Raw genomic sequence first — 23999 nt, forward strand, 5'->3', positions numbered from 1 at the left:
CGTGGAGTCCCGAACGACACGAAGGGGTGAGCACGTGTCCGTGCCCCAGCTCGTCACCAGCTCCGGAATCGAGATCCCGCCCGTGGCCCTGGGCACCTGGCAGATGGACGGGGAGACCGGCCGGACCGCCGTCGCCACCGCGCTGCGGAACGGCTACCGGCTGGTCGACACCGCGCAGCGCTACCACAACGAGGACGCCGTCGGCGCCGGGGTGCGCGAGTCCGGGATCCCGCGCGAGGACGTCCTGCTCGTGTCCAAGCTGCGCGGCGGCGACCAGGAGCAGCGCCAGGTCCGCCGCTCCTTCCTCAGCTCCCTGCGCGCGCTGGGCACCGACTACCTCGACCTGTACTACATCCACTGGCCGCTGCCGATGCTCGGGCTCTACCTCGACGCCTACGAGGTGCTCATGGAGCTGCGCGCCGAGGGGCTCATCCGCGCGATCGCCGTGTCGAACTTCCTGCCCGAGCACCTCGACGCCGTCCACGAGCGCTTCGGCGAGCACCCCGAGGTCAACCAGGTCGAGCTGCACCCGGGATGGCCGCAGGACGAGATCCGCGCCTACGACGCCGAGCACGGCATCGTCACCCAGGGCTGGGGCGTGGCCGGCCGCGGCAAGGGCATCATGGACGACGGCACCCTCGAGGCGGTCGCCGCCGAGCACGGCGTCTCCGCCGTCGAGATCGCCCTGGCCTGGACCACGGGCAAGGGCGTGGGCGCCGTCGCGAAGTCGGCAGACGAGGAGCGACAGCGCAAGAACCTCGCCGCCCCCGGGATCGCGCTCACGCCCGAGGAGGTCGCCCGCATCGACGCGATGCCCGCCGTCGCGCTCGGCAAGGACCCCGCCGTCAACGAGGAGTACTGAGCGCTCCCGGCGTGCGTCCTGCGTACCGCGTCCTGCCGTCCGACGGCGCACGCCCAGCCGTCGTGCCCGACGGCGCACCCCGCGCCCGCGGGCACCTGCCCCACCCGTCCCGTCCGTCCACCCTCGTCGAGGAGCCACTCTTGAGCAGCACCGTTCACCCCTCCACCGCAGCGACGATCGGGGCACGGCGATGAGGGCCGCCGTCTTCGGCGGCCCCGGCGTCGTCGAGCTCCGCGAGGTCCCCACGCCCACCGCGCCCGAGGGGGGCCTCCTGCTGCGCACCGGCGCGAACACGGTCTGCGGCACCGACGTGCGCATCATCCGGGGCGAGAAGTCCGCCGGCATCGACGTCGGCGTCGTCCTGGGCCACGAGATCGCCGGCGAGGTCGCCGAGGTCGGCGCCGGCCTGACCGGCTACGCCGAGGGCGACCGGGTCGGCATCATGCCCACCGTCCCGTGCGGCCGCTGCGCCTACTGCCGGGCCGGCCGGGAGAACCTGTGCACGGACTCGGCGATCTTCGGCTACCGGCTCGACGGCGGCCTGGCCGAGTACGTCGCCGTCCCCGCGGAGGCCATCACCCGCGGCGGCGTGTACGTCGTGCCCGGCGAGGTCCCCTTCTCCTCGATCGCGCTCGCCGAGCCGCTCGGCTGCGTCCTGGGCGGCTACGAGTCCTACGGCGTGGCGGTGGGGGAGACCGTGGTCGTCCTCGGCGCCGGACCCATCGGGCTCCTGCACGCCCAGGTGGCCCGGCGTGCCGGCGCGGGCCAGGTCATCGTCTCCGACCCCTCGGCCGCCCGCCGCGACGTCGCCGCCCGGCTCGGTGCCACCCACGTGGTCGACCCGACCGAGCAGGACCTCGGCGAGGTCGTGCGCTCGCTGACCGACGGGCTCGGCGCGGAAGTCGCCGTCGTCGCCATCGGCATCCCGGCGCTGTTCGCCCAGGCCCTGACCGTGGTGCGCAAGCGGGGCCGCGTCAACGCCTTCGCCGGCTTCCCCAAGGGCGGCACCGCCGAGATCGACCCCAACCTCGTGCACTACGGCGAGATCACCGTCACCGGTGCGTCGAACTCCCGGCGCGTGGACCACGAGCGTGCCCTGGGGCTCATCGCCTCCGGCGAGATCGACGTCGCCTCCCTGGTCACGCACCACTTCGACCTCGACGACGCCGTGGCCGCCATCGAGTTCTCCGCCGGCGGCGAGGGGATCAAGGTCTCCGTCGCCCCCTGACCGAGCAGGGCCGGGCCCTCTCCGGGGCCCGGCCCCGGTTCAGTCCCGCCGGCCGGAGCCCGTTCCGCTGTCGGTGGACACGACGGCGACCTCGACGTCGGCCTCCCGCAGCCGCGCCAGGTGCTCGGCGGAGGCGGCGCCGTCGACGACGACGAGGTCGAAGTCGGACACCTCGGCGACCCGGTGGGTGGCCCCGGGCCCGAACTTCGAGGCGTCGGTGACGAGCACCGCCCGCGCCGCGGAGGCCAGCATGGCCCGCTTGACGTCGGCGTTCTCCTCCAGCGGGTGGTAGAGCACCCCGTCCGCCAGGGCGGTGGTCGACATGAAGCACACGTCGGCGCGCAGCGAGCGCAGGGTGGACAGCGTCGTCGAGCCGTACAGCGAGTCCAGCTCGGGTCGGTAGCGGCCGCCGGTGACGAACAGCCGCACCGACCGCAGGCCCGCGGCCTCCCGGGCGACCGCCTGGGAGTGCGTGACGATGGTGACCGGGCCACGGTCGTCGAGCAGGGGGACCATCCCCAGCAGCGTCGTCGAGTCGTCGATCATGATCGTCGACCCGGGGTGGACCTCCTCGACCGCGCGCCGGGCCAGGGCCTGCTTCGTGGCCGCGTTGAGCGTGCTGCGGAACGAGGCCGAGGCCTCCGACATCGACGTCGCGCGGGCGGTGACCGTCCCACGCGTGCGGGTGACGATCCCGCTGCGCTCCAGCTCGGCCAGGTCCCGGTAGACGGTCATCGTCGACACCCCGAACCGCTCGGCCATCTCGTCCACGGACAGCGTCCCGCGCTCGAGCACGAGCTCGGCCATCGTCGCGAGCCGGTGCTGGCGGTCGCGCGGGGCGGGGGTGGGCGTCATGGCGTCATGCTCGCACAGTCATCATGCGCACCCACGTCGTTTCACGCTATTGTCTGTTGAACAAACACTCTGGAGTGTGAGTTCGAGAAGCGCGCCGGCGGTCCGCCGCCGGCCCGACGATGACGAGGTGGTCGGTCTTGTCCGAGGTCATGGAGCAGCGACGCGCGCGGCTGGGGGCGACGACGGCGGGGTTCGACGTCGTCGTCGTCGGCGCCGGCGTCAACGGTGCGGGGATCGCGTGGGACGCCGCGCTGCGCGGGCTGCGCGTGCTGGTGGTGGACAAGGGGGACATCGGCTCGGGGACCTCGTCCTGGTCCTCGAAGATGATCCACGGCGGGCTGAAGTACCTCGAGAAGTACGACGTGCCGCTCGTGCGCGAGTCGCTGCGCGAGCGCGAGTGGCTGCTCCAGGCCGCCCCGCACCTCGTGCGCGAGCTGCGCTTCCTCCTGCCCTTCTACGAGCGCAACGTCCACTCGCGGGCCGTGCTCACCCTCGGGATGGTCGCCTACGACGTCCTGTCCTTCGACAAGTCCGTGCGCCGCTTCCAGCTCTTCTCCCGGGACCGGCTGCTCGCCCGCGAGCCCGGCATCGACCCCGAGGGCCTGCAGGGCGGCGCCGCGTACTCCGACGCCCAGGTCGCCCACGCCGAGCGCCTCTCGGTCGAGATCGCCCTGGCCGCCGAGGCCGCCGGCGCCACCGTGCTCACCCACACGCGGGCCGTGCGCGTGGGGCGCGGCGGCGGCCGGGTGACCTCGGTGACCCTGCGCGACGAGATCGACGGCGGTGAGGTCGTCGTCCCCACCCGCTCGGTGGTCAACGCCGCCGGTCCGTGGATCGACGAGGTCTGGCGCGAGGACGACCTCGACCTGCCCCGGATGAACGGCGGGACCAAGGGCACCCACCTCGTCCTCGACCCGTTCCCCGGCGCCCCGAGCGAGGCCTTCTACTACGAGGCCGTCACCGACGGCCGGCCGATGATGGTCATCCCCTGGGACGGCCGCTACCTCATCGGCTCGACCGACCTGCGCTTCACCGGCGACCTCGACATGGCCTCGGCCACCCAGGACGAGTACGACTACATCCTGCGCGAGACCAACCGGATCCTGCCCGGCGCGAACCTCACCATGGCCGACGTGCGCTACTCCTACACCGGGGTGCGCCCGCTGCCGTACGCCGACGAGGACTCCGACGTCTCGGACATCACCCGGCGCCACGACATCCGGCACCACGAGGGCGTCGCGGACGGCCTCTACACGCTCGTCGGCGGCAAGCTCACCACGTTCCGGCAGGTCGGCCAGGACGTCGGCGACATCCTCGCCCGCCGCTTCGGCTCGACGCGCCGCAGCGTCACCCGGCGCCTCGCCCTGCCCGGCGGCGGCGACCGCAACCTGGCCCGGCTGCGCGGGCGCGTCGCGGGCGTCGGCATCGAGCCCGACCTGGCCGCGCGGCTCGTCGACCGATACGGCACGCGCGCCGTCGACGCCGCCACCTTCATCCGCTCGACGCCGGCGCGCAGCGAGGTCCTCGAGCCCACCTACGGGCTCACCGCCGGTGAGGTCGAGTGGGGGGTGCGCCACGAGCACGCCTATCGACTCTCCGACGTCCTTGCCCGCCGCACGATGATCGGCCTGGAGAACGACCTCGGCCGCTCCGCCGTCGAGCCCGTCGCCGACGTGTGCGCCTCGCTCCTGGGCTGGTCCCCGGAGCGCCGCGCCGAGGAGATCGCCGCCTACGAGCGGTACCTGACCCGCTTCATCCCCCACGAGAACGAGAGTGAGCTGTCATGACGACGACGTCGACGCAGGTGGTCATCGGTGTGGACATCGGCCTGACCGGGATGAAGGCCGTCGCCTTCACCCTCGACGGCACGGCGCTGGAGACCGCCGTCGAGTCCAGCCCGAGCTCGATGCCCCACCCGCACTGGGTCGAGCGGGACGAGCGCGAGTTCTGGGCCCTGTTCGGCCGCATGATGCGTCGGCTGACCTCCGCCCTCGACGAGCGCGGGGCGGAGCCGGTGGCGATCGGTGTCAGCGCGCACGGCGACGGCGTCTGGCTCGTCGACGACACCCTGACCCCCGTGCGTCCGGGCATCCTCTCGCTCGACTCGCGGGCGCAGAGCACCGCCGCGACGCTCATGGCCGAGCGCCGCGAGGACCTGCTGCGGGTCACCGGCCAGGGCGTCGTCCCGGCCTCGACCGGCGCCGTGCTGCGCTGGCTGGCGGACAACGAGCCCGAGACGGTCGAGCGCGCCACGTGGTTCATGTCCGCCAAGGACTTCCTGCGGATGCGCCTGACCGACACCGTCGGCACCGACCTGACCGAGGCCTCGACCGCCTTCACCCACGTCGACACCCAGGACTACGCCGACGAGGCCTTTGACGCCTACGGCCTGGCCGAGCTGCGCCCCAAGGCGCCGCCGATTTCGATGCCGGGCGACGTCGTCGGGGAGGTCACCTACCTCGCTCACCTGCACACCGGGCTGCCCGCGGGGTTGCCGGTGGTCGCGGGCCTGCACGACGTCGACGCCGCCGCCGTCGGTGCCGGCGCCGTGCGTCCCGGCCAGATGGCGGTCATGGCCGGCACGTGGTCGATCAACGAGGTCATCTCCGACCACCCCGTCATCGACGAGCGGTGGATGAGCCGCGCCTTCGTCGAGCGCGGCCGGTGGATGAACATGTCCATCTCGCCGACGAGCTCGTCGAACCTCGAGTGGTTCGTCACCAACCTGTGCTCCGCCGACGTCGACGCCGCCCGCCGCGCGGGGGAGAGCCCGTACGCGTTCGTCGACCGGGAGGTCGAGGCCGTGGCGGACACCGACGAGCCCGTCACCTTCCTGCCCTTCCTCTACGGCAGCCCCTTCCCGCACGACGCCTCCGCCGGCTTCTCCGGGCTGCGCGCCTGGCACACCCGCGGCCACGTGCTCCGTGCCCTGTACGAGGGCATCGCCTTCAACCACCGCATCCACATCGACGGCCTGCTCGACGGCTTCGACGTCGAGGAGGTGCGGGTGACCGGCGGCGTGACGAGCTCGGGCTTCTGGCCGCAGATGCTGGCGGACACCCTGCGCCGTCCGATCGTCATCCCCACCGCCAAGGAGGTCGGGGCGCTCGGCACGGCCATGGTCGCCGCGGCGGGTACCGGGCAGTTCGCGTCCCTGGACGAGGCCGCGGCGGCGATGGAGGCCGACCAGCGCGTCGTCGAGCCCGGCGACGGCCAGGAGCGTGCGCAGGAGCGCTACGAGTCCTTCCGCAGCCTCATCGGCGCGCACGAGCCCTGGTGGGCCGCCCGCGCCTGAGCGCAGGACGCATCTGGCCGGCCCCGCCGTCGCACGGACGACGACGGGGCCGGCCTGCGCACGGGCAGGTTCTGCCTGTGCGGCTCGTCCCGCGCCCGCGGCACACCTCGCCCGGCTCGCACGGGCACCTCGCGCGGCGGACATGGAACGCCTCGCCCCGTGCACATGGGCACCTCGCCCCGTCCGTGGGACCGGCGCGGCGGCGTGGGCCGGTAGGTTGGTCCTCGCAGACGGCCCGGGAGAGGTGAGCAGTGCAGGTCCAGTGGGGTTCCGCCTCCGACGCCGGGGGTCGGCGCAAGATGAACGAGGACGCCGCCTTCGCGCGCCATCCGGTGTTCGTCGTCGCCGACGGCATGGGCGGGCACGCCCGCGGGGAGATGGCCTCGCGCACCGTCGTCGCCGCCTTCGCCTCCCTCGCCGACCAGGAGGGCTCCATCACCGCGGCCGACGTCACCGCCGCGGTCCGCGCCGGGGCCGAGCAGATCCGCCTGACCATGGAGGAGGAGGCCCGCCAGGCGGGCCTGCCCCTCGAACCCGCCGAGGCCATGGCCGGCGCCACCGTCGCCGGCGTCGTGCTCACCCACTCCGACGGCGAGCCCTACTGGCTCGTCCTCAACGTCGGCGACTCACGCGTCTACCGGTTCGCGCGCGACCAGCTCACGCAGATCTCGGTCGACCACAGCCTCGTCCAGGAGCTCGTCGAGGCCGGCGAGATCGACCAGGCCGCCGCGCGCACGCACCCCCGGCGCAACGTCATCACCCGGGCCGTGGGCACCGGGCTCGACGTCGAGGTCGACTACTGGATGCTGCACGTGGGCGCCGACGACCGCCTCCTGGTGTGCACCGACGGGCTGTTCGGCGAGCTCGACGAGGACGAGATCGCCGAGGTGCTGCGCACCCGCATGCACCCCACGGACGCCGCCGAGGAGCTCGTCGAGCGGGCCGTGAGCGACGGCGCGCGTGACAACATCACGGTCGTGGTCGTCGACGTCGACAACGAGGACGCGGTCGGCACGACCGCCGCGGGCCCCGGTCACGGGCGCGCGGAGGTCGTCCCGCCCCCGGCGGACGCGTCCGACGACGCCGACCCCGCCACCGCCGCCACCCCCGACGCCGGCCGCACGGCCGGCATCCCCGTCCCTTCCCCGGCGCCGACCATGGCGCCCTCGACCGCGAGCACGGAGAGCTGACATGCACGAGTACGTCCCTGGCCGTTGGACCGCCGTCGTCGGTGAGAGCGCCGTCGCCCTGCTGGACCCCGCGCTCGGGCTCGAGGACGCGCGCCGCATGTGGGAGGGCGACCGGGACGGCTCCCGGCTCAGCCGCTGGATCGAGCTGCTCGCCGGTCGCGGCATCACGTCTCTGCCGCCCTTCGCGCTCGTCGAGGCCCGCGAGGAGGGCCTGTTCGTCATCGTCCGCGGCGACCTGCGGGTGCGCGCGGGCGAGCGCACCATCTCCGGTCGCGGCTACTCCACCTGGTACGAGGACCTCGTCGCCGGGGCCGACGAGTTCGAGATCAGCGCCCCCGACGCGGACGCCGACGGTGAGCACCTGCCCGTGACCACCGGCATCGTCCACGCCTCCCGCGTGGCCTCCCGGGCCGCGGCGGGCGAGGAGCACGCCGGGCTGACCGTCGCCGACTCCGACGCCGCAGTCACCGAGGTTGCCGGTGCCGGGTCGGACGCCGACGGGTCGCACGGCGACGCGGCAGGCGGCGACGCGACCGACGGCAGCCAGGTGGCGACGGTCGCCGCCGGGGCCGCCCTCGTGGGCGCCGCCGGGGCGACGGTCGCGCAGGCGGCGGGCGCCGACGAGGGCTCCGACGTCGGGGACGACGCGATGGCCACCGTGCAGGACGCCGGGACCGGCGCGGCCCGCCCTACCGAGGTCGAGGCTGATGGCGCGGAGGCCGCCGCGTCGCAGGACGCGCCGGCCGAGGAGCAGGCCGACGCCGAGGCCGCGGCCGACGAGCTCGCCGAGGCGCACGCGGTCGAGGCCGGCGGTGCGGCCGACGAGCAGGCGGACGCCGAGCTGGCCGGCGACGGGATGACCGAGGCACGGGCGGGCGACGGCGCCGTCGAGCCTGTCGAGGCCTCGACCGAGGCCGAGCCCGCCGCCGTCGAGGAGGGCGCGGCCACCCTGGCCGGCGAGGACGCCTTCACCGCCGCGGAGCAGGCCGACGAGCAGCACTCCGACGAGCAGCCTGGTACGCAGGACGGACCCGTCGACGAGGGGTCGGCCGGCGCGGACGCCGAGGAGCTCGGCGGACCGCTCGACCCGCCGATGGACGACATCGCCGCCCACGAGCAGAGCGAGGACGTCGACGCGCACGCCGACGCGCCCGGCCAGGGCCACGAGGCCGACATGGCCGAGGCGCTCGCGGCGGAGGACGACATGGCGATGACCGCCGACCCCGTCGACGACGAGGGCGCCGACGCCGGCGAGGACGGGCTCATCGAGGCCGTGCCGTGGCAGGACGGCGCGCAGGCCGAGGGCACCGGCGACGAGCACGACATCGTCGACGACGTCCCCGACTTCGAGCACGGCCACACCGAGGTCTACGACGCGGAGGCCGACGAGGTCGCCCCGCTCGAGGCCGACGGCGCCGACGCGGCCCAGGAGCAGGCGGCCCACGCTGAGCCCGGCGGGCCCGCTGCGGACGACCAGGCGTACGGCGGGTACCCGGCGCCGGGGCAGCCGGTCGGGGACCAGCCCGACGGCGAGCAGCCCTACGACGACCAGGCCCACGGCTACGGCGAGCAGCCGTACGGGGACCAGGGCCAGGGCTACGGCGCGCAGCCCTACGGCGACCAGGGGTACGGCGACCAGGGGTACGGCGGCCATCACGACGGCGCCGACCACGACGGGCACACCGAGATGTCGGGCCCGGACCACGACGGCGCCACGAGCATGGCCGGTATGCCGGTCGGGGACTACGGCGACGGCGCGCTCCTCCTCGTCCTCGCCGACGGGACGGCCGTCCCCGTCGACCGGCCCGTCCTGCTCGGCCGCGCCCCCGACGCCGCCCGCTTCAGCGGCGACGACGAGCCGCGCATCGTCCAGGTGCGCAGCCCCGAGCGCGACGTCTCGGCGACCCACGTCGAGGTCCGCCCGGCCGGCGAGAGCGTCGTCGTCACCGACATGGACTCCACGAACGGCACCGTCATCGTGCTGCCCGACCAGCCGGCCTTCCGGCTGCACCCGCGCACCGGCGTGCCCGTGCCGCCCGGCGCCTACGTCGAGCTCGGTACCGATGCAGGCTTCCACGTCGAGGTGGCCGGGCAGGCAGCCGAGCAGTGAGCCCCAAGCGTCCCGCGGGCGACCCGCCCGAGCTGCACGGCTACGAGTTCGTCCGGCTCGTCGGCTCGGGCGGCTTCGCCGACGTCTTCCTGTACGCGCAGAACCTGCCCAAGCGCAACGTCGCCGTCAAGGTGATGACCGAGGAGGCCGCCGAGGGGCAGGCCCGGGAGCAGTTCACCGCCGAGGCCAACCTCATGGCCCAGCTCTCCTCGCACTCCTCGATCGTCTCGATCTACCACGCGGGCACCTCGCCGGACGGCCGACCCTTCCTCGTCATGCAGTACTGCCCGCTGCCCAACCTGGCCGAGCGCACCCGGCGCCGCCCGCTGGGCGTGGCGGAGTCCGTGGGCATCGGCGTCCGGCTCTCCGGCGCGCTCGAGACCGCCCACCGCGCCGGCATCGTCCACCGCGACATCAAGCCGGCCAACGTGCTCACCACCGAGTACGGCCGCCCCGCGCTGACCGACTTCGGCATCGCCGGCCTGCTCTCGGCCACCCTCACCGAGACCGCCGGCCTGTCGATCCCGTGGGCGCCGCCGGAGGCCATCGACGGCCAGGTCACCGGCGTCGAGGGCGACGTCTACTCCCTGGGCGCGACGATCTTCACCCTCCTCGTGGGGCGCTCGCCGTTCACCCGCCCGGGCGGGCCGAACACGCGGCTCGACTACACCACCCGCATCCGCCGCGACCCGGTCCCGCGCATCGAGCGCGAGGACCTGCCGGACTCGCTGCAGCGCGTGCTCGACAAGGCGATGGCGAAGCAGCCCTCGCAGCGCTACTCCAGCGCGGCCGACCTCGGCCGGGCACTCCAGATGGTCGAGCAGGAGATGCGCCTGCCGATGACCGAGATCGAGATGCCCGACACGTCGTGGCTCGCGCCCGACCCGCAGGACCGCCGCAAGGCGCCGAGCGCGGCCGCCCGGGAGGCGGCCCGCCGCTCCGGCGACGGCTCGGACGGCTCGGGCGACTCCTCGGACTCCGCCCGGTCCTCCTCCGCCGGCTCCTCGCGCCCCGGCGGGAGCGGCGGCGCCCGCTCGGCCGGGTCGGCGTCCGGCTCCGCGGCGTCCGGCTCCGCGGCGTCGGGCTCGTCTGCCCCCGGCTCCTCGGCCCCCGGAGCGGCCGCGGCCGCCGTCGGGGCTGCCGGTGCCGCGGGCGCCGCGGCCGGGGCGGCCGCGACGTCGCGCACGTCCGGGGCGACGACGCCGGCCCAGGCGCCGCCCCCTGACCCCGGCTCGCGGATCAGCCCGCCCGCCGGGCAGCCCGCCGCCGCCCAGCAGGGCGCCGTGGGCCAGCACCGCGACCCCGCCCAGGGCCACGACCAGGGCACGCGGGTCAACGCCGTCCGGCAGGCCCCGCAGGGCACCCAGCCGATGGGCTTCCACGCCCAGCCGATGGCGTCCTCCCCGGACAACGCCGGCTCGTCCGCCTGGGACCACGGCGGCCGCGAGGCGTCCTTCCCCGGCGCGGGCAGCCCGCCGTCGGCGGTCGCCTCCCCGGCGCCGAACCCGCCCGCCCCTCAGGCCGGCGGTGCGGGCCGGCGCCGCGTCTCCTCCGCCGTGGTCATCACCGGCGTGGTCTGCGTGATGGCCGTGGTCATCGCCCTGATCTGGGCCTTCGGCACGCTGACCAGCGACGCCTCGGGCACCGGCGGGGGAGGGGGGACCCACACCGCGGCCGAGGAGGGCGCGCAGACCATCGCCGTGCCCGACCAGGTCCCCTCCCCGGTGGACCTCACCGGGACCCGCTCGGGGCAGCAGGTGGAGTTCACCTGGGGGGTGCCCGACGAGCTCGAGGGGCAGGACGTGTCCTTCGTCTGGCAGCGGACGGGTGACGGTTCCGCCCTCCAGCCCGTCGAGGAGGCCGTAGTCTCCCTCCAGGAGCCGGATGAGGTGTGCATCGAGGTGAAGATCCGGCTCACCAACGGTCGGACGTCGAACGAGCCGGCGACGACGTGCGTCGAAGAGGAGGCATGACCCATGGGTATCCAGGTGGAGTTCTGCGGCGACTGGTTCCCGGTCGACGACGAGGAGCCTTTCGTCATCGGCCGTGAGGGCCCGCTGGAGCTCGACGACAACCCGTACCTGCACCGGAGGTTCCTCACCATCGCCCAGTCGGGCGGCCTGTGGTGGGTCTCCAACGTCGGGACCCGCCTGACGGCGACCGTGGCCGACCCGGACGGCAACACCCAGGCCTGGCTCTCGCCCGGGGCCCGGCTGCCGCTGGTCTACGCCCGGACCACGCTCATGTTCACCGCCGGCCCCACCACCTACGAGGTGCTGGTGGCCAACGACGACCCGGCGTACTTCCCCACGCGCCCCGAGGACGAGATGGAGGTGGGGGAGACGACCATCGGACCGGTCTCGCTCACGCCCTCCCAGCGTCTGCTCGTGCTCGCCCTGGCCGAGCCGGTCCTCGCGGGCCGCGGCACGACGACGTCGATCCCCACCTCCGCGGAGGCCGCGAACCGGCTGGGCTGGACGCTGACCCGGTTCAACCGCAAGCTCGACAACGTCTGCGACAAGCTCGCCCGCTACGGCGTGCGCGGCCTGCGCGGCGGCCAGGGCAAGCTGGCCGTCAACCGGCGCGCCCGTCTCGTCGAGCACGCCGTGGCCTCGCGCCTGGTCACGGTCGACGAGCTCGAGCTGCTCGACGCACCACAGGAGGCGGAGGCCGCCGCGGAGTGATCCCGGCACCGACCGTTCACCTCGCGTTCGACGCGCGGATACATCCGCACGCATCGAGGTGGGCAGGTTCACCGGTCACCCGTCGGCACAGCGTTACCGGACGCGCGAGCCGCGGCTAGTCTTCGCTGGGGACATCCGCGTGCACCCCCGCGCGCGGGCGCAAGGGCAGGAGGACCCGGTATGGCGTGGTGGCGTCGCGGTCGCTCCGACGCCGGGTCGGCCACCTCGGGCGAGCCGCCCGAGCCCGGCGAGACGATGCCCGCCGAGTCCGAGCACGAGCCCGACCGCCCCGCCCGGCCCCGCCGCCGCGACCGCCGCTCCGCGAGCGCCGGCGCCGCCACCGCCGGCGCGGCCACCGTCGGGGCCGCCGCGTCTCCTGCCGGATCCGCCGCGGCCGGGTCCGCGGCGCGCTCCTCGTCCGCCGGCCCCTCCTCGGCCCGCGGGGGGAGCGACGCGGCCCGTGAGGGCACCGACGCCGCCGCCCGCCGGGACGAGCGCCGCCGCCGGCGCCGCCGCTCCGTGGCCGCCGGCACCGCACTGGCGGTGGCCTCGACCGGCCTCGTCGTCGCCGCGCTGGCCTACGACGGCGAACCGGTCGCCGACATCGAGCTGCACGACGGCGGGGTGTGGGTGACCAACTCCGACGAGCTGCTCGTGGGGCGCGTCAACTACCCCGTCCAGGAGCTCGACGGCTCCGTGACCGCGGCCTCCTCCGACGTCGACGTCCTCCAGGAGGGCAGCACGGTCCTCGTCGTCGACCACGGCGCCGCCCTGCTGCAGACCCTCGACCCCGCCACCGTGTCCACCGGCAGCGGCGCGGTCACCCTCCCGCGCGGCGCCGACCTCGGCCTGGGCGGCCAGCAGGTCGGCATGCTCGAGAGCGGCTCCGGCGCGCTGCGCTCCGTGCCCGTCGACCAGGTCGGCGTCCTCGGCGACGCCGACGCCGCGCCCCAGGCCTACGTCGGGGCCGACGGGCACCTCGCGGTCGGCACCGACGGCGCCGTGCACGGCATGTCCGTCGACGACGGCACCGTCGTCACCATACCCGCCGGCGCCGAGCCGCCCGCCGCCGGCGCCGCCGAGTCGGCCAGCGAGGCCGCCTCCGACGAGCCCGCACCCGAGCCCGAGGAGGAGACCACCGCCGAGGCGCTGGCCACCATCGACCTCGGCACCGACCCCGAGCTGCTGGCCGAGGCCGAGAGCGTCGGGCTGACCGCCGTCGGCGAGACCCCGGTGGCCGCGATGGTCACCGAGGACCACGAGCGTCTCCTCGTGCTGCGCGGGGACGCCGAGCCGCTCGACCTGTCCGGCTACGACCTCGACATCACCGAGATGGCGATCCAGCAGCCCTCCGACCGCGGGCAGGACGTCGCCCTGGCTACCCGCGACGCCCTCGTGCTCGTGCCCCTGGACGGCGGCGAGCCGACGATCATCCGCTCCGAGCTCGCCGGCGACCCGGCCGAGCCGATCGTCGTCGGGGACTGCGCCCACGGCGCCTGGGCCGGCGGCCAGTCCGGCTCCTACCTCGTCCAGTGCGGCGACGGCGGACCCGTCGACGCCGACGTCCCGCTGCAGGGCAGCGAGCACGAGCTCGCGCTGCGCACCAACCACGACCTCGTCGTCCTCAACGACACCCTCACCGGCACCGTCTACCTCCCGCAGGAGGACATGATGCTGGTGGACAACTGGGACGACACCACCCCGCCGGAGGGGGAGTCCGAGGAGGAGACCGAGTCCACCGACGACCGGCTCGAGGACCAGCCGCTCGACCGCCAGGAGGAGAACCGGCCCCCGCGCGCCGTCGACGACGCCGTGGGCGTGCGCCCGGGCTCGGTCACCATCCTCGAGGTCCTGGCCAACGACACCGACCCCGACGGCGACCTCCTCACCGTCTCCGGCTTCGGCGAGCTGCCCGAGGACATGGGCGTGCTGTCCTCGATCATGGGCGGGCGCGCCCTCCAGGTCGCCGTCCCCGAGACCGCGTCGGGCCAGGTCTCGGTGCCCTACGAGATCACCGACGGGCGCGAGAACGGCGAGGCCGAGGGCACCATCACGCTGCGCGTGGTCCCGCCCACGGAGAACAACCCGCCGGAGGTGCGCGAGGACCGCGACCCGCGCCTCGACATCGCCCTGGGCGGCACCGGCCAGCTCGACGTCCTGTCCTCGATGGTGGACCCCGAGGGCGACGAGATGCTCCTGTCCGCGGCGTCGACCGACTCCGACGACGTCGTCCACTTCACCCCCGACGGCTCGCTGACCTTCGTCGACACCGGCACGAGCTCGGGGCTGAAGGAGGTCACGGTCACCGTCTCGGACGGCACCGACGCCACCGAGGTGGTCATCCCCGTCGAGGTGCACGACGCCGAGAACCTCCCGCCGCGGGCGGTCAACGACTACATCTCGCTGAGCGTGGACGAGGAGGCCGTGCTCGACGTCCTGGCCAACGACATCGACCCCGAGGGCGAGCCGCTGCGGCTGGGCTCGGTCACGCCCGCCGACATCGCCGACGTGCGCCCCGACTACGACACCGGGCAGGTCCACCTCACCGGCCTGGCCCCGGGGACGAACTACCTCGAGTACGTCGTCGCCGACTCCGGCGGCCAGGACACCACCGGGCTCGTGCGGGTCGACGTCGTCGAGCCCGAGGACGCCCCGCCGGTCGCCGTGCGCGACACCGCCCTGCTGCCGGCCGGCGGCTCGGTGCTCGTCGACGTCCTGGCCAACGACGAGGACCCCGCCGGCGGGCTGCTCGCCGTCCAGCAGATCGAGCTGCCCCCGGACTCACCGCTGGTCGTCTCGGTGCTCGAGCACCGCATGCTGCGCATCACCTCGACCCAGACCACGGCCGGCCCGCAGCGCCTGACCTACACCGTCTCCAACGGCTCGGCCACCGCCACCGGCGAGGTCGTCGTGCTGCCGATCATGTCCGACGTCGCCCCGCAGCCGCCGGTGGCGGAGCCCGACGTCGTCGACGTGCGCGCCGGGGACTACGTGACCATCCCCGTCCTGCAGAACGACTCCCACCCGCAGGGCCTGGAGTACGAGCTCGACGCCGAGCTCTCCGAGGTGCCCGACCGCTCCCGCGGCCACTTCTTCACCTCCGGGCAGGTCGTGCGCTTCCGCGCGCCGGAGACGCCGCAGACCGTCAACGCCGTCTACTCGGTGACCGACGAGAACGGCAACTCCGCCTCGGCGCTCGTGACCGTGCGCGTCCAGGCCGCCTCGGAGTCCAACTCGGCGCCGCTGCCCGAGCCCGTGGAGACCCGCGCCTTCGGGGGCGAGCGGATCCGCATCCAGGTCCCGATGTACGGCATCGACCCCGACGGCGACTCCGTCCAGCTCCTCGGCGCCGGCACCGCCCCGCAGCTGGGCCGCATCGTCGAGGTCGGCCCCGGCTACCTCGACTACGAGGCCTACGGCCAGTCCTCGGGCACGGACACGTTCACCTACTCCGTGCGCGACCGCCTCGGCGCCGTCGGCTCGGCCCAGGTGCGCGTCGCGGTCGTCCCGCCGCCGATGTCGAACTCGCGCCCCCAGGCCCAGGACGACTCCGTCCAGCTGCGCCCCGGCCGCACCGTCGACGTCGACGTCCTGGCCAACGACAACGACCCCGACGGCGACCCGCTCTACCTCGCCGACGACCCCGACGGCGGACCCTTCGACGAGCTGCCCGAGCTCGCCCCGGAGGCCACCGAGCAGAGCCGCATCCGGGTGAGCACGCCCGACGAGCCGGGCCAGTTCTCCCTCATCTACCGGGTCTCGGACCGGCGCGGCGGCATCGACTCCGGCGTCGCCTCGATCGACGTCACGCCCGACGCACCGCTCATCGCCCCGATGGCCCGCGACGACCTCGTCGCGCCGGCCGACATCATCGGCCACGACATCGTCACCGTCCCGGTCCTGGCCAACGACGAGGACCCCGACGGCACCGCCGAGGCGCTCACGGTCGAGCTCGTCGACCCGCCCGAGGGCGCCCGCGTCTCCGGGAACAACGTCCAGGTGCCCGTCCTGCCCACCCGGCAGGTGCTCACCTACCAGGTCACCGACCCCGACGGTCTCGAGGGCTTCGCGTTCATCGACGTGCCGGGCTCGGAGGACACCGGGCCGGTGCTGCGCACCGACGACCAGCCGATCGAGGTGCACTCGGGCGAGCGCATCGAGATCGACACCGACGACTACGTCGTGGCCCCCTCGGGGCGGGACATCCGCCTCACCGACGAGTCCCAGGTGACGGCGACCAGCTCCGACGGCTCGAGCCCCGTCGTCGACGCGACGACGCTGCAGTTCACCTCGGCGCCGGACTACCACGGGCCGGCCTCGATCACCTTCGAGGTCACCGACGGCGAGACCGCCCAGGACGGGCTCAGCTCCCGGCTCACCCTGCCGATCACGGTCGTGCCCGACGGCGTCAACATCCCCCCGACCTTCCGCGGCGGCGAGATCGAGGTCGTCCCGGGCGAGGACCCGGCCAGCATCAACCTGCGCTCGGCGATGGACGACCCGGAGGACTTCTCGGCGCTGCGCCTGGAGGTGGTCGAGGACGGTGTCCCCGACGGGCTCACCGCCTCGGTCGAGGGTCACGAGCTCACCGTCGAGGCCGACGTCGACCTCGTCCCGGGCCAGACCCTCGACCTGCCGATGACGGTCTCCGACCCGGTCAACGACCCGGTCCCCGGCGTCGTCCGGGTCCAGGTCACCGCCTCGGACCGGGACCTGCCCTCGGTGCCCGACGTCGACCTCGGCGAGGTCGAGCAGGGCGAGGCCGAGGTGGTCGACATCCTGGCCGGCGCCTTCAACCCCTACGCCGAGGACGGCGAGCCGCTGACGATCGTCTCGGCCGCCGCCGAGCAGGGCATCGCCCAGGTCGAGCACTCCCTGACCGACGTCACCGTCACCCCGGCCGAGGACTTCGTCGGCCCGCTGACCGTGCGGGTCACCGTCGAGGACGCCACCGGGCTGCCCACGCGGCAGGCCGAGGCGCGGATCACGATGAACGTCGTCGGCGCCCCCGGGACCCCCGCTCCGCCGCGCGTCCAGGAGGTCCAGGACGGCGCGGTCGTGCTCACCTGGGCCGCCCCGGTGGCCAACGGCTCGCCGATCACGGGGTACACCGTGGACACCGCCGGGCACCGGCAGGAGTGCGCCACGACGACCTGCACGATCAGCGGCCTGACCAACGGCCAGGAATACACGTTCACCGTCATCGCCACCAACGAGGTCGGCGACTCGGAGCCCTCGGCGCCGTCCGGTCCCGCGATCCCCGACGTGCGCCCCGAGCGGCCTGAGCCGCCGGCCGTCGAGCGCGGCGACGGGCAGGTCCAGCTCTCCTGGGACACCCCGGTCTCGCGGGGCACCCCGGTCGAGCGCTACGACGTCCAGGTCACCCCGGCCACCGGCGGCGGCCAGGTCTCGGCCACCGGTACGAGCCACACCTGGTCCGGCCTGAACAACGGCACCTCCTACACGTTCCGGGTGCGGGCCCACAACGGCGCCGACGAGCCCTCGGAGTGGTCGGCCTGGTCGGAGTCGGTCGTCCCGGCCGGCCCGCCGTCGGCGCCCGGCACGCCCGAGGTGCAGCGCGTCGAGTCCCCGATCACCGCCCAGATCAGCGGCAGCTTCGACGCCGCGGACGCCAACGGCTCGCCGGTCACGGGCTACGAGGTCGTCATCTACCAGGACGGCTCCGAGTTCTCCCGGTTCACCACGCAGTCGACCTCCTTCACCCAGGACGCGCCCGAGGGGCACGACTACTCGGTGGCCGTGACCGCGACCAACGACGTCGGGCAGGGCTCGCCGAGCCCCCGCTCGAACACCGTGCGCACCTACCTGCAGCCCACCGCGCCGGGCACGCCGACGGCGACGGCGACCGGCCAGGACCGGACCGTCACGCTCGACTACGCCGCCGCCGACCCGCGCGGGGACGAGATCCAGCGCTACGAGTACTCCGTCAACGGCGGCGGCTGGCAGACCCTGAGGGGCGACCGGGTCGGGGGCCTGACCAACGGCAGCAGCTACACCTTCCGCGTGCGCGCCTGCAACAGCTACTGCGGCGAGCCCTCGGCCGCCTCGGCGGCGGCGATCCCGTACGGGCCGATGGGCGACCCGACGATCACCGTCCGGGCGAACACCCCCTCGCAGTACGGCACGCCGGCCACCGTCGACGTCAGCTGGTCGGTGCCGGACGGCAACGGCCGACCGATCGCCGAGGCGCGGGTCGATGTCACCGGCCAGGGCCGCGTCAACGGCCTCCAGCAGGAGGCCATGAGCATCGACCCGGCCGGGTGGAGCACGACCTACGAGGCGACGATCACGGTCGTGCGCGACGACGGGTCCAGCACGACCGTCACCGCGTCGGACTCCGCCCGTACCGGGGCCGAGCCGGCGCGCCCCGAGCGGTCGGTGACGATCCTGCGCGACCGCGACGCCCGCGGCGAGCCCGGCACCCCGGCCTGCCTGCCGGACAACGACGACTGCGCCTTCCTCGACTTCCGCTTCTCCGGGTTCGAGCACTGGGGGGACGAGGCGCCGTACACGATCAACTGGTACGACGACGACGGCAGCTACGGGCTCATCCGGGAGACCGACACCTGGGACAACCCGGCGTCGTGGACCCCGTCGCAGGACTCCGGTCGCCACGACTCGCAGCGCTACCAGGGCAACCCGGTCACGCTCACGCTCGAGATCGAGAACAGTGACGGCGAGGTCGTCGCTCGCGACACCCACCGCATCGTGCCCTGACCGCCCCGCCCGCACCCCACCCGCACGACCCCGCACCGCCGAGAGGACCACATGACCGCCGCCCCCGTGCTCGAGCAGCTCACCGAGGACCAGGCCGCCTGGTACGCGAGCACCTTCGACCGCATCGTCGACAACGTCGGCAAGGCGGTCGTGGGCAAGACGGGTGTCATCCGCCTCGTCGTCACCGCCCTGCTCGCCGGCGGGCACGTGCTCCTCGAGGACTACCCGGGCACCGGCAAGACCCAGCTGGCCCGCTCGCTCGCGCAGACCCTGCGCGCCACCAGCTCGCGCATCCAGTTCACGCCCGATCTGCTGCCCTCGGACGTGACCGGCGTGTCGATCTACGACCAGGACAAGAAGTCCTTCGAGTTCCACCCGGGCCCGATCTTCGCCAACATCGTCCTGGCCGACGAGATCAACCGCGCCTCGCCCAAGACCCAGTCCGCGCTCCTGGAGGTCATGGAGGAGGGGCGGGTCACCGCCGAGGGCCGCACCCACGACGTCGGCAACCCCTTCATTGTCCTGGCCACCCAGAACCCCATCGAGCAGGCCGGCACCTACGCCCTGCCCGAGGCCCAGCTCGACCGCTTCCTCATCAAGACCTCCGTGGGCTACCCCGACCACGACTCCACCGTCGCCATCCTCTCCGGCTCCTCGGTCCGCGACCGCGCCGGCGAGCTGCGGGCCGTCGTCACCGCCGAGGTCGTCACCGAGATGGTGCGCATGTCCGGTCGCGTGCACGTCGACGCCGCCATCGCCGACTACGTCTCCCGCCTGGTCACCGCCACGCGCACCGCCGCCGGCGTCGAGGTCGGCGTCTCCGTGCGCGGCGCCCTGGCGCTCGTGCGCTGCGCGAAGACCTGGGCCGCCTCCCAGGGGCGCAGCTACGTGCTGCCCGACGACGTGCGCGAGCTGGCCGAGCCGGTGCTCGGCCACCGCATGGTGATGGAGGCCGAGGCCCAGTTCGACGGCGCCACCGCGGCCGGCGCCCTGGGCACCGTGCTGGAGGAGGTCGAGCCGCCCGCCCACCGTCACCTCGACGGCGACCAGCACGCCCGGTGAGCGAGCGCCACCCCGAGGTGCCGGCGGCGGTCGAGTCCCACGCGGTCGTCCACGGCCCGCGCTCGGCCGACCGGGCCGCCTCCGCCTCCTCCCCGCACACCGGCTCGCCACCCACCGGACCCTCGCCCGGGTCCGCCCACTCGCCGTACTCGATCGGCTCGGTCACCGGCGGCTCGACGACCGGGCGCTGGCGCACGTCCGCGCGCTCCCGGGTCGGGGCGATCCCGGGCCTGACCACCGCCCTCGAGCGCACCATCGGCCCGCGCCGCGAGGTCGCCCGGGTCCTCGGTGGCGTCTCCGTGCTCGGCTGGACCGCGCTCGGCCTCGGGATCCTCGGCGTCGTCGTCGCGCTCGTGCTCGGCTGGGGCGAGGCCATGGCCGGGGGAGCGGCGCTGCTGGTGATGTTCGCCGTCGCCGTGGCCTTCACCGTGGGGCGGCAGAGCTATGCCGTCGAGCTGCGCCTGTCCGACCGGCGCGTCACCGTCGGTGACCGGGCCCTGGCCGGCGTCATCGTGCGCAACACCGGCACCCGCTCGACCCCGGCCGCCCGCCTGGAGGTCCCCGTCGGCCCCGGGCAGGTCGCCATCCCGCTGCCCGGCCTGTCCGCCGGGGACTCCGTCGAGGAGCTCATCGCCGTGCCCACCCAGCGCCGTTCGGTGGTCGACATCGGGCCGGCCCGCACCGTGCGTGGCGACCCGCTGGGCCTGCTGCGCTCGGCCCGCACGTGGACCGAGGTGCTGGAGATGTTCGTCCACCCGCGCACCGTGCGCCTCGCCCCGGCCTCGGCCGGGCTGCTGCACGACCTCGAGGGGCGCCCCACCGCCGAGCTGACCGAGTCCGACCTGTCGTTCCACGCGCTGCGCGAGTACACCCCCGGCGACGACCGGCGCTACATCCACTGGCGCACCTCCGCGCGCACCGGCAAGCTCATGGTCCGCCAGTTCGAGGAGTCGCGCCGCAGCCACGTCGTCGTCGCGCTGACGACCTCGGCGAGCGACTACGACGAGCCCGACGAGTTCGAGACGGTCGTGTCCACCGTGGGGTCGCTGGGCCTGCAGGCGATCACCGAGGACAAGGAGCTCACCGTGCTCACCACCGCGCGGCAGATCCCCTCGGTCTCCCCGCGCTCCCTGCTCGACGCCCTCACGCGACTGACGCTGACGCCCTCGCGCACCGAGGTGGTCGACATGGCCCGCGAGATCGCCCTCTCGCACGCCCGCGCCACCCTCGCCGTGCTCGTGTGCGGCTCACCGGTGCCGCTGCGGGACATCCGGGCCGCCGGCTCGGTCCTGCCGGTGGGCATGCGGGCGCTCGCCGTGCGCGCCGACCCGTTCGTCGAGCCGAGCGTCGCCGCCGTCGGCCCGGTCACCGTCGTCACCGTGCCACACCTGGACGAGCTCACCCGCGGACTGCACATGGCGGCGCTGTGACCTCCACGGACGCCCTCGAGGAGGGCCGGCGCACCAGGCTCGCCAGCGAGGCCCTCCAGTACCGGGCCGACGCACCCACCCGGGCCGCGCTGCGCCGTCGTGCCCGGATGCGGGTGTGGGACCTCGTCGTCCTGCCGCTGCTCATGCTGCTCGCCCTGGCGCCCCTGTGGCCGGCCTACGGGGTGGCGCGCCTGGCGGTCGTCGTCGTCCTCGCCGTGGCCGCAGGCACGGGCCTCGCCCTGCTGGGGGCCCGGCGGCGCTGGGGGGGCCTCGTCTGCCTGCTCGGCCTGGTCGTCGCCCTCGTCGTGCTCAGCGGCACCGCCGCGCCGATCGAGGCGCTGTGGGGCTGGCTGCCCACCCCGGCGAGCGTGGGCGCCGTCGGGCAGGGGGTGATCACCGCCTGGAAGGACCTGGTGACGATCCTCGCCCCGGTCGGGGCGACGGGCGCCGTGCTCACCGTCCCGCTGCTGCTCGGGCTGCTCGGTTCCTTCCTCACCCTGACGATCGCCGAGCGCACGAAGAGGCCGACCCTGGCCGCCCTCGTGCCGCTGGTGATCCTGCCCGGCACGGTGCTGCTGGGCACCAGCGCCACCACCCTGGCCGTCCCGGTCGGCCTGGCCTTCACCGCCGTGGCGCTCGTGTGGGCCTCCCGGCGCTCCTCGCGCCTGCACACCGACCGGCCCGTGGCCACCGCCGCCCTGCTCACCGCCGCCCTGGTCGTCGGCGGCACCGCCGCGGGGCTGTGGCAGGACACCGACCGGCGCACCGTCATCCGCGACCACGTCGCCCCGCCGCCCGACCTGCGCGACTACCCCAGCCCGCTGGCCGGCTTCCGCGCCTACCTCAAGGACCACCTCACCGACACGGTCCTCACCGTCGACGGGCTCGAGGCCGGCGAGCTGCTGCGCGTGGCGGCGATGGACTCCTACGACGGGACCGCCTTCACGGTGGCCCCCGGGGCCGAGAGCGGGACCGGCGAGTTCCAGCGCATCGGTGCCGCCGTCGACGCCGAGGTCACCGGCGCCGTCGACGTCGACGTGACGGTCGGGGAGTACCGCGACGTGTGGGTGCCGGTGGCCGGGGAGATCGCCGACATCACCTTCACCTCCGAGCGGGCCACCGACCTGTCGCGGTCGCTGTACGTCAACCCGGTCGCCGGGGTGGGGCTCGTCGAGGCGGGGCTGCGCCCCGGGGACACCTACACGCTGTCGGCCGCGCCCGTCGAGCGCCCGGCCGTCGGCGACCTCGAGGCCGCCCCGGTCGCCGACGACGCCCTGCCGCCGGTCACCGTCCCGGACTCCATCGCCACCGAGGCCTCGGTGCTGGCCGCCGACGCCACCACCACCCTCGCCCGCATCCAGGCCGTCGAGTCCGGCCTGCGCCAGGGCTACTTCAGCCACGGCCTCGAGGGCGACACCCCCTCGCTCGCCGGGCACGGCGCCGCCCGCCTGGACGCCATGCTCACCGGGCCGGCGATGGTCGGCGACCAGGAGCAGTACGCGGCGCTCATGGCGCTCATGCTGCGCTCGATGCAGATCCCCGCCCGGGTCGTCATCGGCTTCGAGGTGCCCGAGTCGACCGGCCCCGCCCAGCTCGTCGGCGAGGACATCACCGCCTGGGTGGAGGTGCCCTTCGAGCAGTACGGGTGGGTGCCGTTCTTCCCCACGCCCGACGAGGACCGCATCTGGCAGGAGCAGAACCTCGAGCCCCAGGAGCAGCCGCAGCCGCAGGTCCTCCAGCCTCCGCCGCCCGTGCTCGAGCCGCCGGAGGCGCCCCCGGCCGCCCGGCAGGACGTCGACGTGCGCGAGGAGCCCGAGGACCGCGAGGCCCAGCTGTCGATCGTGTGGGTGATCGTCGCCGCCGTCGGTGGTGGGCTGCTGCTCCTCCTGCTCCTGCCGATCCTCGTCATCCTCGCGATGAAGGCGAGCCGACGGCGCCGGCGCCGCACCCGCGGCACGACCACGCACCGCGTGGCCGGCGGCTGGTCCGAGGTCGTCGACGTCACCACCGACCTCGGCGCGCTCGTGCCCGCCGGGGCCACCCGGTCCCTGCAGGCCTCCGCCGTCACCACCACCCTCGGCGCCGCCCCGTCCTCCTCCGCCTCTTCCTCGACGAGTGAGCACTTTTCTGCTCGGCGAGCCTCCACGGGTGAGCACTTTTCTGCTCGTGGGGCTGGGTCCGCTGGCTCGGCCGGGTCCGGCACGGTCGGTGCAGGCACGGCGGACGACGGCGAGCAGGGTGCCGGCACCGAGGGACGCGAGGTCGACCCGATCGACCTCAGCGGCGTCGACCTGCGCCGCCTCGCCCGCCGCGCCGACGAGCAGGCATTCGGCCACCGCATCCCCGACGAGCAGGACACCGAGAAGCTCTGGACCGAGGTCGACGAGGCCATCGAGGCGATGCGCAGGTCGGCCGGGCGGCGGCGCTGGTGGCGCTCGCGCCTGTCGACGCGCTCGCTGCGGCGACGCCGGGGTGGCCGTCGACGCCGGGGCGGTGGCCACGGCCGCGGGCGGCGCTGAGTGCCGGTGACCACACGGGTGGCCGT

13 protein-coding genes are annotated in these 23999 nt (G+C 74.6%); 12 read left to right on the forward strand and 1 reads right to left on the reverse strand.

The genetic code is table 11. From position 1 onward, the window contains the following. Positions 1-34: 34 nt before the first annotated feature. Together AC3D3D_RS14535 and AC3D3D_RS14540 are read left to right on the forward strand one after the other, a co-directional pair. Positions 35-862: an aldo/keto reductase gene (locus tag AC3D3D_RS14535; RefSeq protein WP_463662478.1), complete on the forward strand. Its 828-nt coding sequence runs from the start codon at positions 35-37 to the stop codon at positions 860-862. Positions 863-1052: 190 nt separating this feature from the next. Next, complete coding sequence (locus AC3D3D_RS14540; RefSeq protein ID WP_463662477.1) at positions 1053-2090, forward strand: zinc-dependent dehydrogenase; 1038 nt, start codon at positions 1053-1055, stop codon at positions 2088-2090. Between the two features lie 39 nt (positions 2091-2129). Here the strand turns inward: AC3D3D_RS14540 and AC3D3D_RS14545 are convergent, their stop codons facing one another. After that, on the reverse strand, positions 2130-2945 hold the full coding sequence (locus AC3D3D_RS14545; RefSeq protein WP_463662476.1) for a DeoR/GlpR family DNA-binding transcription regulator: 816 nt from the start codon (positions 2943-2945) through the stop codon (positions 2130-2132). Positions 2946-3082: 137 nt separating this feature from the next. On the opposite strand from AC3D3D_RS14545, the gene AC3D3D_RS14550 reads away from it, so the two are divergent. The 10 genes from AC3D3D_RS14550 to AC3D3D_RS14595 all read left to right on the forward strand — a co-directional run bounded on the left by AC3D3D_RS14550 (position 3083) and on the right by AC3D3D_RS14595 (position 23973). Then, complete coding sequence (locus tag AC3D3D_RS14550; RefSeq protein WP_463662475.1) at positions 3083-4732, forward strand: glycerol-3-phosphate dehydrogenase/oxidase; 1650 nt, start codon at positions 3083-3085, stop codon at positions 4730-4732. Beyond that, positions 4729-6240: an FGGY-family carbohydrate kinase gene (locus tag AC3D3D_RS14555; protein WP_463662474.1), complete on the forward strand. Its 1512-nt coding sequence runs from the start codon at positions 4729-4731 to the stop codon at positions 6238-6240. The genes AC3D3D_RS14550 and AC3D3D_RS14555 overlap by 4 nt, the downstream gene beginning before the upstream one ends. Before the next feature lie 251 nt (positions 6241-6491). Beyond that, positions 6492-7430 carry a PP2C family protein-serine/threonine phosphatase gene (locus AC3D3D_RS14560; protein WP_463662473.1) on the forward strand — a complete coding sequence of 313 codons (939 nt, stop codon included), beginning with the start codon at positions 6492-6494 and terminating at the stop codon, positions 7428-7430. A 1-nt stretch (position 7431) separates the two neighbouring features. Further along, positions 7432-9540 carry an FHA domain-containing protein gene (locus AC3D3D_RS14565; RefSeq protein ID WP_463662472.1) on the forward strand — a complete coding sequence of 703 codons (2109 nt, stop codon included), beginning with the start codon at positions 7432-7434 and terminating at the stop codon, positions 9538-9540. Beyond that, positions 9537-11513 (forward strand): serine/threonine-protein kinase, encoded by a 1977-nt coding sequence (locus AC3D3D_RS14570; RefSeq protein ID WP_463662471.1) that lies wholly within the window; start codon positions 9537-9539, stop codon positions 11511-11513. Before AC3D3D_RS14565 ends, AC3D3D_RS14570 begins: the two co-directional genes overlap by 4 nt. Before the next feature lie 3 nt (positions 11514-11516). Further along, on the forward strand, positions 11517-12224 hold the full coding sequence (locus tag AC3D3D_RS14575; protein WP_463662470.1) for a hypothetical protein: 708 nt from the start codon (positions 11517-11519) through the stop codon (positions 12222-12224). Between the two features lie 180 nt (positions 12225-12404). Continuing rightward, positions 12405-18962, forward strand: a complete 6558-nt coding sequence (locus tag AC3D3D_RS14580) for an Ig-like domain-containing protein (protein WP_463662469.1) — start codon at positions 12405-12407, stop codon at positions 18960-18962. A gap of 51 nt (positions 18963-19013) precedes the next feature. Beyond that, the gene (locus AC3D3D_RS14585; RefSeq protein WP_463662468.1) at positions 19014-20024 is read left to right on the forward strand and encodes an AAA family ATPase; all 1011 of its coding nucleotides are present in this window, start codon (positions 19014-19016) and stop codon (positions 20022-20024) included. Then, positions 20021-21454 (forward strand): DUF58 domain-containing protein, encoded by a 1434-nt coding sequence (locus AC3D3D_RS14590; RefSeq protein ID WP_463662467.1) that lies wholly within the window; start codon positions 20021-20023, stop codon positions 21452-21454. Before AC3D3D_RS14585 ends, AC3D3D_RS14590 begins: the two co-directional genes overlap by 4 nt. Beyond that, a complete protein-coding gene (locus AC3D3D_RS14595) occupies positions 21451-23973 on the forward strand; it encodes a transglutaminase-like domain-containing protein (protein WP_463662466.1) in 2523 nt (840 codons plus the stop codon). The genes AC3D3D_RS14590 and AC3D3D_RS14595 overlap by 4 nt, the downstream gene beginning before the upstream one ends. Positions 23974-23999: the final 26 nt, after the last annotated feature.

The sequence above is a fragment of the Georgenia sp. X1117 genome, from assembly GCF_057784635.1.

Excerpts from the sequence above, each read along its gene's own strand:
- AC3D3D_RS14565 (WP_463662472.1), top strand. The coding sequence starts at position 7,432 with ATGCACGAGTACGTCCCTGGCCGTTGGACCGCCGTCGTCGGTGAGAGC.
- AC3D3D_RS14575 (WP_463662470.1), top strand. The coding sequence starts at position 11,517 with ATGGGTATCCAGGTGGAGTTCTGCGGCGACTGGTTCCCGGTCGACGAC.
- AC3D3D_RS14585 (WP_463662468.1), top strand. The coding sequence starts at position 19,014 with ATGACCGCCGCCCCCGTGCTCGAGCAGCTCACCGAGGACCAGGCCGCC.
- AC3D3D_RS14555 (WP_463662474.1), top strand. The coding sequence starts at position 4,729 with ATGACGACGACGTCGACGCAGGTGGTCATCGGTGTGGACATCGGCCTG.
- AC3D3D_RS14540 (WP_463662477.1), top strand. The coding sequence starts at position 1,053 with ATGAGGGCCGCCGTCTTCGGCGGCCCCGGCGTCGTCGAGCTCCGCGAG.
- AC3D3D_RS14545 (WP_463662476.1), bottom strand. The coding sequence starts at position 2,945 with ATGACGCCCACCCCCGCCCCGCGCGACCGCCAGCACCGGCTCGCGACG.
- AC3D3D_RS14580 (WP_463662469.1), top strand. The coding sequence starts at position 12,405 with ATGGCGTGGTGGCGTCGCGGTCGCTCCGACGCCGGGTCGGCCACCTCG.